This window comes from Bradyrhizobium dasycarpum (assembly GCF_042019905.1).
Taxonomy (GTDB): domain Bacteria; phylum Pseudomonadota; class Alphaproteobacteria; order Rhizobiales; family Xanthobacteraceae; genus Bradyrhizobium; species Bradyrhizobium japonicum_B.
In genome coordinates this window covers 5,824,974-5,841,978 of the sequence record NZ_CP169574.1, presented here as the reverse complement: position 1 = coordinate 5,841,978, position 17,005 = coordinate 5,824,974, and the positions used below count along the sequence as shown (strand labels likewise).

Genomic DNA, 17,005 nt, shown 5'->3' with positions numbered 1-17,005 from the left:
GCGCAGCGTAATCCGGGATTCTTGGCAGAGCCGGCAGCGGTCCCGGATTGCGCTGCGCTCCATCCGGGCTACGAAGTTTACCGCTCCACCTCCCCCTCGTCGCTCGCGAGCACGCCTTTCACCGCCCTCGCCCAGCCGGCGAGCTTCCGCTCGCGCGTGGCCTGGCTCATGTTCGGCTTGAAGCGGTGCTCCAATCGCCAATTGTCGGCGAATTTGGTCGGCTCGGGATAGACGCCGGCGTTGAGGCCGGCGAGGTAGGCGGCGCCGAGTGCCGTGGTCTCCTGGATTACGGGGCGATCGACCGGTGCGTCGAGGAGATCGGCGAGGCGCTGCATGGTCCAGTCAGAGGCGGTCATGCCGCCGTCGACGCGGAGCACGACGCTGGCGGTTTCCGAGCTCGGCCAGTCCGCGCGCATCGCGGCCCAGAGATCGAAGGTCTGGTAGCAGACGCTCTCCAGCGCGGCGTGGGCGAGCTCGGCGGGGCCGGTATTGCGGGTGAGGCCGAACAGCGCGCCGCGCACGCGCGGATTCCAGTAGGGCGCGCCCATGCCGACGAAGGCCGGCACGAGATAGACGCTCTGCATCGAGTCGGACTGGTCGGCAAGAGGACCGGTCTCGGCGGCATGCTTGATGATGCCGAGGCCGTCGCGCAGCCATTGCACCGCTGAGCCCGCAACGAAGATCGAGCCTTCGAGCGCGTAGGTGCGTTTGCCGTCGAGCTGATAGGCGACGGTGGTGAGCAGCTTGTTCTTCGACACGACCGGGGTGGTGCCGGTGTTGAGCAGCGCGAAGCAGCCGGTGCCGTAGGTGGACTTCATCATGCCCGGGCGGAAGCAGGCCTGGCCGATGGTGGCGGCCTGCTGGTCGCCGGCGATGCCGGAGATGGCGATCGCGCCGCCGAACAGATCTGGCGTGCTCTCGCCGAAGCGGGCGGAGGAATCCTTCACCTCGGGCAGCATCGAGCGCGGCACGCCGATGATCTCCAGGAGCTCGTCGTCCCACTGGCCGGTGTGGATGTTGAACAGCAGCGTGCGCGAGGCGTTGGTGGCGTCGGTGGCGTGCACCTTGCCGCCGGTGAGGCGCCACAGCAGGTAGCAATCGACGGTGCCGAACATCAATTCGCCGCGCGCCGCGCGGGCGCGGGCGCCGGGGACGTGGTCGAGAATCCAGGCGACCTTGGTGCCGGAGAAATAGGGATCGATGATCAAGCCGGTCTTCTGCGAGATCACGCCCTCGCGGCCGTCGGCCTTGAGTTTCGCGCAGATGTCGGCGGTGCGGCGGTCCTGCCAGACGATGGCGCGGTGCACGGCCTGCCCCGTCGCGCGGTCCCACACCACGGTGGTCTCGCGCTGGTTGGTGATGCCGATCGCGGCGATGTCCTTTGCGCTGATGCCGGCCTGCTCGATGGCCTCGCGGCACACCATCACGGTCGAGGTCCAGATGTCCTCCGGCTCGTGCTCGACCCAGCCCGAGGCCGGAAAGTGCTGCGGGAACTCGGCTTGCGCCTTCGCCGCGATGGAGATGTCGCCGCGAAACACGATCGCGCGCGAGGAGGTGGTGCCCTGGTCGATGGCGAGGACGAAAGACATGGCGGCTTACCTTGGCGTTTTCCCTGCGGGTCGGTGTGTCGGGCCAAAGAAACGGGATTGCCAGCAAGAGGTCAAGGCGTCCGCGGCAGGCGCCTTCTTACCCTCCTTGGAGGGGGAGGGTCGGATCACATGCAGCAAAGCGGAATGTGATCCGGCGTGGGGTGACGGTCTCTCCACAGCCAACAGTGCCCGTGGGGAGAGATCACCCCACCCCGCTCGCGCTACGCGCGATCGACCCACGGGCGAGCTACGCTCGTCCCGGACCCCTCCAGGGGAGGGTAAGAGGGCGCTTCGATTACGTTGGCGTTTTTCGCTTGCGCCGGTGAGCGAGGTGCATCGTTTCCGCCTCGCTCGAGCCATAGAGCTCAACATAGATCCGCTCCATCACCGCGGTCAGATCGTTTGAGAGCTCCGAATTCCAGAAGCGGATAATGCGATAGCCTTCGTTCTCGAGCCAGCGTTGACGTTCGCGATCGTGGGCGGCCGTGGCGTCTTCGTCGTGGTGTCCGCCGTCGAGCTCGATGATGAGGCGCTTGGCCGGGCAGAAGAAGTCGACGACATAAGGACCGATCGGCGCCTGGCGGCGGAAGTGCGAGCCGTCCATCGGAAGGTCTTTGAGGGCACGCCATAACATTCGCTCGTGCGGTGTCGTGTTCGCTCTCAGCTTCCTTGCGGCGGCGCGTCGGATCGATGTTGAGACCATTTGTGTGGCTTCACCCCACCCCGCTCGCGCTGTGCGCGATCGACCCCCTCCAGGGCAGGGCTATCGCACGTGCACATTTTGCAGGGGGCGTCATGCCCGGGGCTTGTCCCAGGCATCCACGTTCTTGTGCCGCGTGGAAACGCGTGGATGGCCGGGACAAGCCCGGCCATGACGCTGTAGAAACAGTCGGTGCCCCACAACTCACATGCGATGGCCCTGCCCTCCAGGAGAGGGCAAGTGAAGCGCGCTCGTACTGCAATTGAAAGTGGTGTGTCGCCGCTACACCGCGGCGGTGGTCACGCCGCCGTCGATGACGATGGTCTGGCCGGTCATGAAGCTCGAGGCGTCGGAGGCGAGGTAGGCGACGGCGCCGGCGATCTCGTCGGGCTCGCCGATGCGGCGCAGCGGCGTGGTCGCCGTGCGGCGCTTCAGGTTGGCTTCGTCTTCCCACAGCGCGCGAGCGAAGTCGGTCTTGACCAGGCCGGGCGCGATGCAGTTGACCCGGACGCCTTTGGGTCCCCATTCGCCGGCGAGCGAACGGCACAGCGCGAAGTCGGCGGCCTTGGAGATGCCGTAGGCGCCGATCACGGTGGAGCCGCGCAGGCCGCCGATCGAGGAGATGATGATCACCGAGCCATTGCCGCGCTCCGCCATCTGCGGGATCGCGAGCGCGGAGAGCCAGATGTTGCTCTTGACGTTCGAGCCCATGATCTTGTCGAACGCCTCATCCGTGATGTCGAGCAGCGGGCCGTAATACGGATTCACCGCGGCGTTGCAGACCAGGACGTCGATCTTGCCGTAATGCTTGGTGGCACCGGAGATCAGCGCCTCGACCTCGGCCTTGCGCGCGATGTTGCAGGGAATGACGATGGCGTCGCCACCGGCAGCAATGATGCCGTCGGCGACTTCCTTGCAGGCGTCGGCCTTGCGCGAGGAGACGACGACCTTGGCCCCGAGCTTGGCCAGCAGCTCCGCCGACGAGCGGCCGATGCCGCGGCTGGAGCCGGTGACGACGGCGACCTTGCCGGTGAGATCGAACGGGGTGTTTTTCATTTGCGCCCTCTCTTCTTGGTCATTCCGGGGCGCGCGTAGCGCGAACCCGGAATCCATTTCACCGCGCGTACTGCCGCCCGATGCATCCCGGGTTCATCGCTACGCGATGCCCCGGGATGACAGTCGTCGTGTGGCTCAGATCGACTCAGACCAACCCGCCCGCGTCGGCGACGCGGCGCTGGTGGTAGTCGGTGTCGCCGAAGGTGTTCTCGATCATGGTGAGGCGCTTGAAGTAGTGACCGATCTTCGCCTCCATGGTCATGCCGATGCCGCCGTGGAGCTGGATCGACTGCTGGCCGACGAATTTGGCCGACTTGCCGATCTGCACCTTGGCCGCGGCGATCGCGTTGCTGCGCTCCTTGGCGTTCTCGAAATCGTTCGCCATGGTCGCGAACATCGACATCGAGCGCGCCTGCTCGGCCGCGACGAACATGTCGGAGGCGCGGTGCTGCAGCGACTGGAACGAGCCGATCGCAACGCCGAACTGCTTGCGCGTCTTGATGTACTCGACCGTGGTCTTGAGCGATTCGTCCATCAGCCCGACCGCCTCGGCGCAGAGCGCGACGCGGGCCTCATCCACCACGCGCTCGATCAGCGCGAGCAGATCCTCGGGGTTGCCGAGCACGGCATCGGCACCGACCTCGACACCGGTGAAGGTGATGTCGGCGGCGTGCAGGCCGTCCTGGGTCGGATAGCCCTTCCTGGCGACCCCCTTGGCATTCGCCGGGACCAGGAACACGCCGATGCCGGACCTGTCGCGGCGCTCGCCCTTGGTGCGCGCGGTGACGACCAGCGTGTCGGCGTTCTCGCCGTTGAGCACGACGAACTTCTCGCCGTCGATCACCCAACCGTCACCCTTCTTCTTCGCGGTCGTGGTAACGTCGAACAGATCGTAGCGCGAATTCTTCTCGAGCTGGGCGAAGGCGAGCGTCTTGCTGCCGTCGATGATCGAAGGCACGTGCGCGGCCTTCTGCGCATCGGTGCCGGCATGGCGCAGGAAGCCGCCGCCGATCACGACCGTGGCGAGATAAGGCTCCAGCACCAGCGCCTTGCCGAGCGCTTCCATCACGATCATGGTCTCGACGCCGCCGCCGCCGAAGCCGCCCTCGGCCTCGCTGAAGGGCAGGCCGAGCAGGCCCTGCTCGGCGAGCTTGAGCCATACCGTTCTGCTCCAGCCGCCCTTCTCCGCCATGTATTTCTTGCGCTGCTCGAAATCGTAGGAATCGGTCAAGAGGCCGTCGATGCTTTCCTTGAGAAGCCGCTGCTCCTCGTTCAGATCAAAATCCATTTCTTTGGTTCCTCGTACCCGGAATTACTTTTGCTTCGTCATTCCGGGATGGCCCGAAGGGCCAGGCCCGGAATCCATTTCGCCTCAGCGTATGCGGCCCGATGGATTCCGGGCTCGCGACTTCGTCGCGCCCCGGAATGACGGTGGAAACATTGCCCTCCCCACCTCCGCGGAGAGGAAGCGGGATCACAGCCCCAGCACCGCCTTGGCGATGATGTTGCGCTGGATCTCGTTGGAGCCGCCGTAGATCGAGACCTTGCGGTTGTTGAAGTAGCTCGGCGCGATCTGGGCGGTCCAGTCCATGGCCTCGTTCGAGCCGTCGTCGCCGTGCACGTCGTAGGGCGCGGCGAACGGCCCGATCACTTCCATGAGCAGCTCGGTGGTGGTCTGCTGGATCTCGGAGCCCTTGATCTTCAGCACGGAGGACGCCGGATTGGGCTTGCCCTTGCCGTGCTTGCCCTCGTCGGCGACGACGCGCAGCTGGGTCAGCTCGAGGCGCCTTCAGCTCGATCTCGCAGGCCGCCAGCTTCTCGCGGAACGCGGCATCCTGGAGGATCGGCTTGCCGCCGGATTCGACCTTGCCGGCGAGATCGCGGATGCGGCGCAGCCGCTCCTTGGAGACGCCGACACGGGCGATGCCGGTGCGCTCGTTGCCGAGCAGGAATTTTGCGTAATCCCAGCCCTTGTTCTCCTCGCCGATCAAATTCTCGACGGGCACCTCGACGTCGTCGAAGAAAACCTCGTTGACCTCATGGCCGCCGTCGATGGTCTGGATCGGGCGCACGGTGACGCCCTTGGACTTCATCGAGAACACGATGAAGGAGATGCCCATCTGCTTCTTGGCATTGTTGTCGGTGCGGCAGAGGCAGAAGATCATGTCGGCGTGCTGCGCCAGCGTGGTCCAGGTCTTCTGGCCGTTGATGATCCACTTGTCGCCACGGCGCTCGGCCTTGGTCTTCAGCGAGGCGAGGTCGGAGCCGGAGCCTGGCTCGGAGAAGCCCTGGCACCACCAATCGTCGACATTGGCGATGCGCGGCAGGTACTTCTTCTTCTGCTCCTCGTTGCCGAAGGTGTAGATGACCGGACCGACCATGCTGACGCCGAAGGCGAAGCGGCTGCGGCGCCGGATGGGCCTGAAGCTCCTCGTTGAAGATGTAATGCTGCACGGCGGTCCAGCCGGTGCCGCCATATTCCTTCGGCCAGTGGCTGACGCCCCAGCCCTTCTTGTTGAGGATGCGCCACCAAGTCACCATCTCGTCCTTCGAGAGATGACGGCCCTCGACCATCTTGCGCCGCGTATCCGGCGGCACGTTGTCGCGGAAGAACTGCCGCACTTCCTCGCGAAACGCCTGCTCTTCCCTAGTGAATGCGAGATCCATCGGATCCTCCTGTGAGCGTTATTCTCTGTTCGTCACTCCGGGGCGCGCAACGCGCGAACCCGGAGTCCGGAAGTTTGTGGCGCGAGGTTCCGGGTTCATTCGCGTACCGCGAATGCCCCGGAACGACGGGCCGGTTACTGCAGCACCTCGAACAAACCCGCCGCGCCCATGCCGCCGCCGACGCACATGGTGACGACCGCGTATTTCGCCTTGCGGCGGCGGCCTTCGATCAGGGCGTGGCCGGTGAGGCGCGCGCCCGACATGCCGTAGGGATGGCCGACCGCGATCGCGCCGCCGTCGACGTTGATCTTGTCGGGGTCGATGCCGAGCTTGTCGCGGCAATACAGCACCTGCACCGCGAAGGCCTCGTTGAGCTCCCACAGGCCGATGTCGTCGACGGTGAGGCCGTGGCGCTTGAGCAGGCGCGGCACAGCGAAGACCGGGCCGATGCCCATCTCGTCCGGCTCGCAGCCGGCCGAGACGAAGCCGCGGAAGATGCCGAGCGGCTTGAGGCCGCGCCTGGATGCTTCCTTGTCGCTCATGATCACCGAGGCGCTGGCGCCGTCGGAGAGCTGGCTGGCATTGCCGGCGGTGATCGAGAAACCTTCGCCGCGCACCGGCTTGAGGCCGGCAAGGCCTTCGATCGTGGTCTCGGGACGCGGGCCTTCGTCCTGCGACAGCGTGACCTCCTTCATCGACACCGCGCCGGTGGCCTTGTCGGTGACCGCCATCTGCGTCGTGATCGGCGCGATCTCCTCCTTGAACTTGCCGCCCTGCTGCGCCGCCGCGGTGCGGCGCTGGCTTTCCAGCGAGTATTCGTCTTGGCGTTCGCGCGAGATGCCGTAGCGCTTGGCGACCACCTCCGCCGTGTCGATCATGGGCATGTAGACCTCGCCCTTGATCTTGAGCAGCGCCGGATCCTGGGCGTGGAAGCCGTTCATCTTGTCGTTCTGCACGAGGCTGATCGATTCGCCGCCGCCGCCGACCGCGATCTCGACGCCGTCGAAGATCACCGAACGCGCCGCGAGCGCGATCGCCTGCAGGCCCGAGGCGCATTGCCGGTCGATGGTGGTGCCGGCGACGGTGACGGGAAGGCCGGCGCGCAGCAGCGCCTTGCGCGCGATGTTGCCGCCGGTCGCGCCCTGCTGCAGCGCGGCGCCCATCACGACGTCCTCGATCTCCTTGGGATCGACCTTGGCGCGCGCGACGGCTTCGCCAATGGCGTGGCCGAGCAGCGTGGCGCCCTCGGTGGCGTTGAGCGCGCCGCGATAGGCCTTGCCGATCGGGGTGCGGGCGGTGGAAACGATGACGGCGTCGGTCAAGAACGACCTCCTGATGCTTGTTGAACGGATTGTGACGGTTTCTGCTGCTGACGCAATTCGTGGCGCGACAATTTTCCGACCGGCGTGCGCGGCAGATCGTCGACGAATTCGATCGCGGCCGGCACTTCGTGCTTGCCGAGCTTGCCCGCAAGCTGGCTGCGCAGCTCGTCGAGCGAGAACGGCTTTGCGCCCGGCTTCAGCTTGATGAAGGCCTTGGCGGCTTCGCCCCGATAGGGGTCGGGAATGCCGAGCACGATCACCTCGTGCACGCCTGGAACGGTGTAGATCGCCTGCTCGATCATCTGCGGATAGACGTTGAAGCCGCCGGAGATGATCATGTCCTTCTTGCGGTCGACCAGGAAGAAATAGCCGTCGGCATCGACATAGCCGATGTCGCCGGTGAGGAAACGGCCGTCGACGAAGGCGTCCGCCGAGCCCTCCGGCTTGTTCCAATAGCCCCTGGTGACGTTCGGGCCCTTGATACGGATCTCACCGACTTCGCCGGGCGGAAGCACGCGCCTGGGATCGTCCAGCGCGACGACGTCGAGCTCGATGCCGGGCAGCATCAGGCCGATCGAGCCGGGCTTCTCCGGCCCGGTGGGCGGATGGCCGGTGCCGGGCGAGCAGGTCTCGGTCATGCCCCAGCCGCTCTTCAGCTTCTTGCCGACCTTGCGCTCGAAGAAGCTCGCGATCTCCACCGGCAGCGGCGCGCCGCCGGAGCCGATGGTGACGAGCGAGGAGAAGTCCCGCTTGTCGAGGTCGGGGAGCGCCGCGATCGCGATCCACATCGTCGGCACGCCCGGAAAGTAGGTCGCGCGCTTGACCTCGATGTCGCGCATCACGGCTTCGACGTCGAAGCGCTGGTGCAGCGAGATCAGGTTGCCGCGGCTGAGCGAGGACAACAACACCACGGTGAGCGCGTAGATATGGAACAGCGGCAGCACGCAGATCACGCGCTCGATCACGTCGCCGCGCGTGGCGCGCCCCGGCTTGCCCCAGACATCGTAGATCGACACGGCGGAGGTGAGGTTGCCGTGGGTCAGCATGGCGCCCTTGGGCAGGCCGGTGGTGCCGCCGGTATATTGCAGCAGCGCGACGTCGTCGGCCGTCACGGATGGCCATTGCCCCGGCGCAGGCGCGCCTTCGACGAAGGCCCTGAAGGTGACGATGCGGGGATCGTCGGGGATCGCCGCCTGCGGCGTGCCGACCTTGCCCCACGTGTCGTCCTCGCAGACGACGAGCTTGTCGATCAGGCCCTTGTCCAGGAATTTGAGCGCGGTCGGCAACAGGGCCTGGAGGTTGGAGGTGACGAGCAGGCGCGCGCCGGAATCCGACACCTTGTGCGTCAGGGCGATCTCGCCGTCGAGCGGCGAGAGATGGGCCACGCGAGCGCCCGCCTTCAGCGCGCCGAAGAAGTTGACGGGGTGGTCGGGCGAATTGCCGAGGAACAGCGCGATCGACGTGCCCTTGCCGCAGCCGGCGCGGAGGAACGCGGCGGCGGCGCGCTCGGCCAACGCGGCGAGCTCGGTGTAGGTGATGGCGCGATCGCGGAATTCCAGCGCGGTGCGCGGACCGTAATCGGCGGCAGCCTTCGAGAGGATGTCCGGGAGCGTGCCCTGGGCGATGGGATCGTCCCAATGCACGCCCTCGGGGTAAAACTGTTCGCCGGGATGGGTCATGGATTCCCTAAACCACACTAGCCGTCATTCCGGGGCGATGCGAAGCATCGAACCTGGAATCTCGAGATTCGGGTTCGCCCTGCGGGCGCCCCGGAATGACTGAGAGCTGGAGCGCGACGCTCCATCAAGCGGCCTTCGACGCAGCCGCCAGTGACGCGAACGTCTTGCCTTCGGCGGCGAGCTTCTTCAACAGCGGCGCGGGCTCGAGGCTCGGATCGTTGGTCTCCTTGGCGTAGTAGGAGAGCCGATCGGCGATGTGCTTGAGGCCGACGCTGTCGGCCCAGAACATCGGGCCGCCGCGGTAGATCGGCCAGCCATAGCCGTAGAGCCAGACCACGTCGATGTCGGAGGGACGTGCCGCGATGCCCTCCTCCAGGATCTTCGCGCCCTCGTTGATCATCGGATACATCATGCGCTCGAGGATCTCTTCATCGCTGACGACGCGCTTCTTGCGGCCGAGGCGGGCAAGCGTCTCGTCGATCAGCTTCTCGACCTCGGGATCGGGCAGCGGCGCGCGGGAGCCGGCTTCGTATTTGTAGTAGCCCTTGCCGGTCTTCTGGCCGAAGCGGCCGGCTTCGCACAGCGCATCCGCAATCTCCGACTTGATGCCGCGGTCCTTGCGCGAGCGCCAGCCGATGTCGAGGCCGGCGAGGTCGCCCATCGCGAACGGTCCCATCGGCATGCCGAATTTGGTCACGACGGCATCGACCTGCTGCGGCAAGGCGCCCTCGAACAAGAGCTTCTCCGACTGCTTGCCGCGCTGGGCCAGCATGCGGTTGCCGACGAAGCCGTCGCAGACGCCGACCACGGCCGGCACCTTGGCAATCTTGCGCGCGATATTGACGGCCGTCACGAGGGCGTCCGGCGCGGTCTTGTCGGCGCGCACGATCTCACACAACTTCATGACGTTGGCCGGCGAGAAGAAGTGCATGCCGAGCACGTCCTGCGGACGCTTGGTCGACTTCGCGATCTCGTCGATGTTCAGATAAGACGTGTTGGAGGCGAGCACGGCGCCTTGCTTGGCGTATTGGTCGAGCTTGCCGAACACATCCTTCTTCACCGCCATGGTCTCGAACACGGCCTCGATGACGAGGTCGGCATCGCCGACATTCTCGATGCCGACGACACCGTTGATCAGCGCCATGCGCTTGGCGGGGGCATCGGCCGGGATGCCGCCGCGCGCCGCGGTCGCTTCCCAGTTCTTCTGCATGATGCCCATGCCGCGCTTGAGCTGTTCCTCGCCGGTCTCGATCAGGGTGACGGGGATGCCGGCATTGGCAAAGGACATCGCGATACCGCCGCCCATGGTGCCGGCGCCGAGGATGGCGACGCGGTTCACCGGACGCGGCTTGGTGCCTTCGGGGACGCCGGCGATCTTGGCGGCTTCGCGCTCGGCGAAGAAGGCGTAGCGCTGCGCCTTGGACTGGTCGCTGGCGACGAGCTTCAGGAAGCCCTCGCGCTCTTTCTTCAGACCTTCGTCGAAGGGCAGGTCGATGGCGTAGCCGACCGCGTCGGCGGCGGCGAACGGCGCCTCCAGGCCGCGCGACTTCTTGGTCATGGCGGCGACCGCGTTGGTGAAGATCGAGCGGTCGGCCTTGGCAGCCGCGATCTTGGAATCGTCGTCGCGCAGACGCCGCAGCGGACGCTTCTCCGCGATGAGCTTGCGCACGAAGGCTTCGCCGCCCGATGCCGGCCCCTCGACGATTTCCTCGATCAGGCCGTTCTTGAGCGCTTCCGCAGCGCCGATCGGGTCGCCGCCGACGATCATCTTGACCGCGAGCTCGGGACCGACCGCGCGCGGCAGGCGCTGGGTGCCGCCGGCGCCCGGCAGCAGGCCGAGCTTCACCTCCGGCAGGCCGAGCTTGGCCTCTTTCACCGCGACACGGAAATGACAGGCGAGCGCGACCTCGAGGCCACCGCCGAGCGCCGTGCCGTGGATCGCGGCGACCACCGGCTTCGGCGAGTTCTCGATCTCGGACAGCACGTCGTTGAGGGCGGGCGGCTTCGGCGGCTTGCCGAACTCGGTGATGTCGGCGCCCGCGATGAAGGTGCGACCGGCGCAGGTCAGCACGATGCCCTTGATGGCGGGATCGGCGATGGCGGCCTTGATGCACTCCAGGATGCCACCGCGGACCGCGGCGCTCAGCGCGTTGACCGGAGGGCTGTTGACCGTGACGATCCCGACCTCGTCATGACGCTCAAGCTTGACCACTTCGCTCACGGTGTTCCCTCCTTGGTGGGGATTAACTTTTCGATTTCGCGGTGCGGAATTTAATTCCGCATCTTGACGGCAGGGTTATTTTGAAGCACGTGGCTTGTCAACGACTCCGCGCAAGAAGCAGATCAGGGATGAAGCGTACAGGAAAGAAGACAGCGACCGATCGGAATTTCGTCGTCGCGCTTTCCCGCGGACTGGACGTATTGCGAGCATTCCACCCCAATGACGGCCTTCTGGGCAATCAGGAGATTGCGGCGCGCACCAATCTGCCGAAGCCGACGGTGTCGCGGCTGACTTACACGCTGACCAAGCTGGGTTATCTCGCGCCGGTTCCCCGCTTCGAGAAGTACCAGCTCACCCCCGCCGCGATGTCGCTCGGTTACGCCGCGCTTGCCAATCTCGGCGTTCGGCATTTGTCCGAGCCGTTCCGCGAGGAGGTGATGCGCGCGACCGGCGGCGCCGTCGCGGTCGGCGGCCGCGACCGTCACAGCATGATCTATTTCGGGCAAAGCCGCGGCAGCGAGACGGTCGGCGTTCAACTTGACGTCGGCTCCCGCGTGCCGATCGCAACCAGTGCGATGGGCCGTGCCTATTTCTGGGCGCTCGACGACGCGGATCGCGCGGAGCTGTCGCGCCTGTTGCGCGAGCATTACGGCAGCCGCTGGCCGAAGATGCGCGACGGGCTGGAGCGTTCCGGCGAAACCGTCGCGAAGTACGGTTTTGCGATTTCGGTCGGCGACTGGCACGACGACATCGGCGCCGCCGGCGTCGCGCTCAGGCTCAACGACGGAACCGGACCTTACGCATTCAATTGCGGAGCACCCGCATTCCGCTTCACGGAAGAGCGTTTGATCAACGACATTGGACCCCGTCTGCTAGCGATGGTAAGGAACATCGAAGCGGCGCTCGGGGGTCTGATGCCGCATTCCAAAAAAGACGTCAGCAAAAAGCTGAAATCAGGAGGGAAAGTTGCGCGTGTGGCCGAGGGGATCAGATAGCCTTTGTCGTCGTCGGGAGCGGTTCGCATCGCCCCGTCGCTCACTGCAAGACGTGAGCGAGACGAGATGACGCAGGCCCAGTTCGCGCAGGGGACATCGCCCCTGCTCGCCGTTCGCGACGTCAGCGTCGTGTTCGGCGGCATCGTCGCGCTCAACGGCGTGTCGTTCGACATGCACAAGGGCCAGATCCTCGGCTTGATCGGCCCCAACGGCGCCGGCAAAACCACGCTCTTCAACTGCCTCTCGCGGCTGTACCAGCCGTCGTCCGGCGACATCCTGATGGAGGGCGTGAGCATCCTGACACGGGCGCCGCACCGCATCGCAGAGATCGGCATTGGCCGCACGTTCCAGAACGTGGCGCTGTTTCCGAACCTCACGGTGATGGACAACGTCCGCGTCGGGGCGCATGCGAAGACCTCCAGCGACATCATCAGCGACTCCCTGAGGCTTGCCTGGGTGCGGCGCAGTGAGACCAGCATCAACAAGAAGGTGCAGGAGATCCTCGCTTACCTCGACCTCGGGAATGTCGCCCACACGGTGGTGTCCGGCCTGCCGTTCGGCACGCAGAAGCGGGTGGAGTTGGCGCGGGCGCTCGCGGCTGATCCAAAGATCCTGCTGCTCGACGAGCCGGCCGGCGGTCTCAACCACGAAGAGGTCCATGTGCTCGGCGACCTCATCCGCCGCATCCGCGACGAGCGTCACATGACCGTGCTGCTGGTCGAGCACCACATGGGCCTCGTGATGTCGATCGCCGACCACGTGGTCGCACTGAATTTCGGCAAGAAGCTCGCGGAAGGCACGCCCGCCCAGGTGCAGGCGGACCCGGACGTCATCAAGGCCTATCTCGGGAGCAAGGATCAATGACGCCACTGCTCAACGTCAAGGACCTGCGCGCCTATTACGGCCAGGTCCAGGCGCTCCATGGCCTGTCGTTCTCGCTCAACGAAGGCTCGCTCGTGACGCTGCTGGGTGCCAACGGCGCCGGCAAGACCACCACGCTGCGCGCGATCTGCAACATGGTGCGCTCCACCGGCGGCGTCGAGTTCGAAGGCAAGCCGCTGAACAACCGCTCGACCGAGAGCATCGTGCGGTTCGGCATCGCCCATGTTCCGCAGGGCCGCGGCACCTTCACCAACATGACCGTGGAGGAGAATCTCCAGCTGGGGGCGATCACCCGCAAGGACCGCGCCGGCATCGTCTCCGACATCGAGCGCATGTATGCGCATTTCCCGGTGTTGAAGCAGCGCCATACCCAGCAGGCCGGCACGCTGTCCGGCGGCGAGCAGCAGATGCTCGCGGTCGCCCGCGCGCTGATGCTGCGACCGCGGCTGATGCTGCTCGACGAGCCCTCCTTCGGTCTTGCGCCGCTGGTGGTGCGCGACCTGTTCGGCATCCTCGGCAAGATCAACCGCGAGGACAAGGTGTCGATCCTGGTGGTCGAGCAGAACGCCCAGCTCGCGCTTCGAGCTCGCCGACCAGGCCTACGTGATCGAGACTGGCCGCATCGTGATGTCGGGCAAGGCCAAGGACATCGCGAACAACGAAGAAATCCGCAAATCCTATCTGGGTTACTGAGGGAGCCGGGACAATGGAACTGTTTACCAACCAGGTCCTGGCCGGCATCGCCACGGGCGCGATCTATGCCTGCATGGCGCTCGCCGTGGTCATGATCTACCAGGCCATCGACCATCTCAACTTCGCGCAAGGCGAGATGGCGATGTTCTCGACCTTCATCTCATGGCAGCTGATGCAGTGGGGCGTGTCCTATTGGGCCGCCTTCGTAATCACGCTGGCATTTTCCTTCGTCGCCGGCATCGCGATCGAGCAGAATCCTGTTCAAGCCCCTCGTGAAGGCGCCGGTGCTCACCAACGTCGCCGGCTTCATCGCGCTATTTGCGATCATCAACTCCTCGGCGGGCCTGATCTGGGACTTCACGATCAAGCAGTACCCGACCCCGTTCGGCTCCGCACCGTTCCTCGGCAGCCAGCTGATCTCGACCCACCAGGCCGGCATGATCGGCGTCACCGTGGCGCTGCTGCTCGCGCTCTACTTCTTCTTCCAGTACACGCGGATCGGCCTTGCGATGCGCGCCGCGGCCTCGGTGCCTGAATCGGCCCGCCTCGTCGGCATCAACACGAGCTGGATGATCGCGCTCGGCTGGGGCATGGCGACCGCGATCGGCTCGATCGCCGGCATGCTGATCGCACCGGTGGTGTTCCTGGAGCCGAACATGATGGGCGGCGTGCTGATCTACGGCTTCGCCGCGGCGGTGCTCGGCGGGCTGAGCAGTCCGTTCGGCGCGGTGGTCGGCGGCTTCCTGGTCGGCGTGTTCGAGAACCTCGCCGGCACCTACATCCCCGGCGTCGGCAACGAGTTGAAACTCCCGATCGCGCTCGCGCTGATCATCTCCGTCCTGGTCGTCAAACCCGCCGGCCTGTTCGGCCGGCACATCGTCAAGCGAGTTTGATCATGAGCGCAGCAGAAGAAGTCGTCGCCGAAGGCCACGCGGCGGTCGAGGCGGTTCCGAAGCGGGCCATGACCCTGGGCACCGGCACCTCGCTGGTGGTGCTGGCGGCGCTGTTGATCGTGCCGGCGTTCGTCAAGAACTTCATCATCTTCCAGATGACGATGCTCCTGATCTACGGGCTCGCCGTGCTAGCGCTGAACATCCTGACCGGCGGAAGCGGCCAGTTTTCGCTCGGCCAGAGCGCGTTCTACGCCGTCGGCGCTTATACGTCGGCGGTGCTGATGGAGTACTTCAACGTCAATTACGCGCTGACAATTCCGGTTTCCGCCGTGATCTGCTTCGGATTCGGCTACCTCTTCGGCAAGCCGGCGCTGCGGCTGTCGGGCATCTATCTCGCACTCGCGACGTTCGCGCTTGCGACCGCGATGCCGCAGCTGCTGAAGTTGAACTTCCTCGAGCACTGGACCGGCGGCGTGCAGGGTCTCGTCGTCACCAAGCCGGACGCGCCGTTCGGCCTGCCGATGTCGCAGGACATGTGGCTGTACTATTTCACCCTGGCCGTGACGGTCGCGATCTACATCTTTTCGGTCAACCTGTTGCGCTCCCGCTCCGGCCGCGCCTTCATGGCGATCCGCGACAACGAGATCGCGGCCTCCTCCATGGGCGTCAACGTCGCGCTGTACAAGACGCTGGCGTTCGGCGTGTCCGCCGGCATCACCGGCGTCGCCGGCTCGCTCGGCGCCATCGCGGTGCAGTTCGTCGCGCCCGACAGCTACACCATCACGCTGGCGATCTCGCTGTTCCTCGGCATGGTGGTCGGCGGCGTCGGCTGGCTGCCCGGCTCGTTCGTCGGTGCGGCCTTCATCATCTTCGTGCCGAACATGGCGGAAAGCATCTCCAAGGGCCTCTCCGGCGCGGTGTTCGGCGTGCTGCTGTTCCTCGTCATCTACCTCGTGCCGCATGGCGCAAGGCAGGTCGCGATCGTGGGCCAGCAACTTGCCGGCAAGCTCAGAAGAAACTGAAACACTAGAAGACTGTTGTTTAAACGAAGGAGACCGAATTGCGATTTGGAAGAACACTGCGAGCCGCCGCGCTGGTCACGGCAACGGCGGCCATTGCCCTCACCTCCGGCGCTGCACTCGCCCAAAAGAAATACGACACCGGCGCGTCCGATACCGAGATCAAGATCGGCAACATCATGCCGTACAGCGGTCCGGCATCGGCCTACGGCATCATCGGCAAGACCGAGGAAGCCTATTTCCGGATGATCAACGACAAGGGCGGCATCAACGGCCGCAAGATCAACTTCGTCACCTATGACGACGCCTATTCGCCGCCGAAGGCGGTCGAGCAGGTGCGCAAGCTCGTCGAGAGCGACGAGGTGCTGGCCGTGTTCAACCCGCTCGGCACGCCCTCGAACAGCGCGATCCAGAAATATCTCAACGCCAAGAAGATTCCGCAGCTGTTCGTCGCCACCGGCGCCACCAAGTGGAACGATCCGAAGAACTTCCCCTGGACCATCGGCTGGCAGCCCTCCTACCAGAGCGAAGCCCAGATCTATGCCAAATGGCTGATGAAGGAGAAGCCCGACGCCAAGATCGCGATCCTCTATCAGAACGACGATTTCGGCAAAGACTACCTCAAGGGCACCAAGGATGGCCTCGGCGCCAAGGCCTCGTCCATGATCATCATGGAGGAGAGCTACGAGATCTCCGAGCCGTCGATCGACGGCCACATCGTCAAGATCAAGGCCGCCAATCCCGACGTGCTCCTGATCTACACCACGCCGAAGTTCGCGGCCCAGACCATCAAGAAGACCGCCGAGCTCAACTGGAAGCCGCTCCAGATCCTCACCAACGTGTCGATCTCGGTCGGCAGCGTGATGAAGCCGGCTGGTTTCGATGCCGCGCAGGGCGTGCTGTCGGCGGCCTATGCCAAGGACTCCACCGACCCGCAATGGGCCAACGATCCCGGCATGAAGAAGTGGAACGAGTTCGTCGACAAGTACATGCCCGGCGCCGACAAGACCGACACCGCCATGGTCTACGGCTACGGTGCGGCCTCGACCCTGGCCAAGGTCCTGGAAATGTGCGGCGACGATCTGACCCGCGCCAACCTGATGAAGCAGGCGGCTTCGCTGAAGGATTTTGCGCCGGACACGCTGCTGCCCGGCGTCAAGATCAACACCGGCCCCACCGACTTCGCCCCGATTTCGCAGCTGCAGATGCAGCGGTTCAAGGGTGAGAAATGGGAACTGTTCGGCGAGATCATCAGCGGCGACGTCGCCTCCGAGTGACACGCTGACGCA

Annotated in this window: 11 protein-coding genes and 3 pseudogenes; 6 read left to right on the top strand and 8 right to left on the bottom strand. The window is 65.3% G+C overall.

All coding sequences use genetic code 11. The features are described from left to right. Positions 1-77: 77 nt before the first annotated feature. The 8 genes and pseudogenes from glpK to ACETMP_RS27820 form a co-directional block, all read right to left on the bottom strand. Positions 78-1,589, bottom strand: a complete 1,512-nt coding sequence (gene glpK, locus ACETMP_RS27855) for a glycerol kinase GlpK (protein ID WP_375158654.1) — start codon at positions 1,587-1,589, stop codon at positions 78-80. 295 nt (positions 1,590-1,884) lie between these two features. Further along, entirely contained in the window at positions 1,885-2,292 is a 408-nt protein-coding gene (locus tag ACETMP_RS27850; RefSeq protein WP_375158653.1) for an endonuclease domain-containing protein, read from the bottom strand. A gap of 279 nt (positions 2,293-2,571) precedes the next feature. Beyond that, the gene (locus ACETMP_RS27845; protein ID WP_375158652.1) at positions 2,572-3,345 is read right to left on the bottom strand and encodes an SDR family NAD(P)-dependent oxidoreductase; all 774 of its coding nucleotides are present in this window, start codon (positions 3,343-3,345) and stop codon (positions 2,572-2,574) included. Between the two features lie 145 nt (positions 3,346-3,490). After that, positions 3,491-4,633, bottom strand: coding sequence for a pimeloyl-CoA dehydrogenase small subunit (gene pimD, locus ACETMP_RS27840; RefSeq protein WP_375158651.1), 1,143 nt, complete (start codon positions 4,631-4,633; stop codon positions 3,491-3,493). Between the two features lie 186 nt (positions 4,634-4,819). Further along, positions 4,820-6,012 (bottom strand): annotated as a pseudogene (pimC, locus tag ACETMP_RS27835) (pimeloyl-CoA dehydrogenase large subunit). A gap of 134 nt (positions 6,013-6,146) precedes the next feature. Further along, positions 6,147-7,334, bottom strand: a complete 1,188-nt coding sequence (locus ACETMP_RS27830) for an acetyl-CoA C-acyltransferase (protein WP_375158650.1) — start codon at positions 7,332-7,334, stop codon at positions 6,147-6,149. Beyond that, entirely contained in the window at positions 7,331-9,013 is a 1,683-nt protein-coding gene (pimA, locus tag ACETMP_RS27825) for a dicarboxylate--CoA ligase PimA (protein ID WP_375158649.1), read from the bottom strand. Before pimA ends, ACETMP_RS27830 begins: the two co-directional genes overlap by 4 nt. Positions 9,014-9,137: 124 nt before the next feature. After that, positions 9,138-11,234 (bottom strand): 3-hydroxyacyl-CoA dehydrogenase NAD-binding domain-containing protein, encoded by a 2,097-nt coding sequence (locus ACETMP_RS27820; RefSeq protein ID WP_375158648.1) that lies wholly within the window; start codon positions 11,232-11,234, stop codon positions 9,138-9,140. Between the two features lie 128 nt (positions 11,235-11,362). Here ACETMP_RS27820 and ACETMP_RS27815 point away from each other — a divergent pair, with 128 nt between their 5' ends. The 6 genes and pseudogenes from ACETMP_RS27815 (at position 11,363) to ACETMP_RS27790 (ending at position 16,993) form a co-directional block, all read left to right on the top strand. Then, positions 11,363-12,229 carry an IclR family transcriptional regulator gene (locus tag ACETMP_RS27815; protein ID WP_375158647.1) on the top strand — a complete coding sequence of 289 codons (867 nt, stop codon included), beginning with the start codon at positions 11,363-11,365 and terminating at the stop codon, positions 12,227-12,229. A gap of 66 nt (positions 12,230-12,295) precedes the next feature. Continuing rightward, the gene (locus tag ACETMP_RS27810; RefSeq protein WP_375158646.1) at positions 12,296-13,093 is read left to right on the top strand and encodes an ABC transporter ATP-binding protein; all 798 of its coding nucleotides are present in this window, start codon (positions 12,296-12,298) and stop codon (positions 13,091-13,093) included. Continuing rightward, positions 13,090-13,804: pseudogene (locus ACETMP_RS27805) on the top strand (ABC transporter ATP-binding protein). The gene ACETMP_RS27810 and the pseudogene ACETMP_RS27805 overlap by 4 nt, the downstream one beginning before the upstream one ends. 13 nt (positions 13,805-13,817) lie before the next feature. After that, a pseudogene (locus tag ACETMP_RS27800) lies at positions 13,818-14,697 on the top strand (branched-chain amino acid ABC transporter permease). A gap of 2 nt (positions 14,698-14,699) precedes the next feature. Then, entirely contained in the window at positions 14,700-15,719 is a 1,020-nt protein-coding gene (locus ACETMP_RS27795) for a branched-chain amino acid ABC transporter permease (RefSeq protein WP_375158645.1), read from the top strand. A gap of 38 nt (positions 15,720-15,757) precedes the next feature. Beyond that, positions 15,758-16,993, top strand: a complete 1,236-nt coding sequence (locus tag ACETMP_RS27790; RefSeq protein WP_375158644.1) for an ABC transporter substrate-binding protein — start codon at positions 15,758-15,760, stop codon at positions 16,991-16,993. Positions 16,994-17,005: the final 12 nt, after the last annotated feature.

What these genes read in the sequence shown, in the direction of transcription:
- pimA (WP_375158649.1), bottom strand. Translation starts at nt 9,013, where the DNA reads ATGACCCATCCCGGCGAACAGTTTTACCCCGAGGGCGTGCATTGGGAC.
- ACETMP_RS27815 (WP_375158647.1), top strand. Translation starts at nt 11,363, where the DNA reads ATGAAGCGTACAGGAAAGAAGACAGCGACCGATCGGAATTTCGTCGTC.
- pimD (WP_375158651.1), bottom strand. Translation starts at nt 4,633, where the DNA reads ATGGATTTTGATCTGAACGAGGAGCAGCGGCTTCTCAAGGAAAGCATC.
- ACETMP_RS27795 (WP_375158645.1), top strand. Translation starts at nt 14,700, where the DNA reads ATGAGCGCAGCAGAAGAAGTCGTCGCCGAAGGCCACGCGGCGGTCGAG.
- ACETMP_RS27850 (WP_375158653.1), bottom strand. Translation starts at nt 2,292, where the DNA reads ATGGTCTCAACATCGATCCGACGCGCCGCCGCAAGGAAGCTGAGAGCG.
- ACETMP_RS27845 (WP_375158652.1), bottom strand. Translation starts at nt 3,345, where the DNA reads ATGAAAAACACCCCGTTCGATCTCACCGGCAAGGTCGCCGTCGTCACC.
- ACETMP_RS27810 (WP_375158646.1), top strand. Translation starts at nt 12,296, where the DNA reads ATGACGCAGGCCCAGTTCGCGCAGGGGACATCGCCCCTGCTCGCCGTT.
- glpK (WP_375158654.1), bottom strand. Translation starts at nt 1,589, where the DNA reads ATGTCTTTCGTCCTCGCCATCGACCAGGGCACCACCTCCTCGCGCGCG.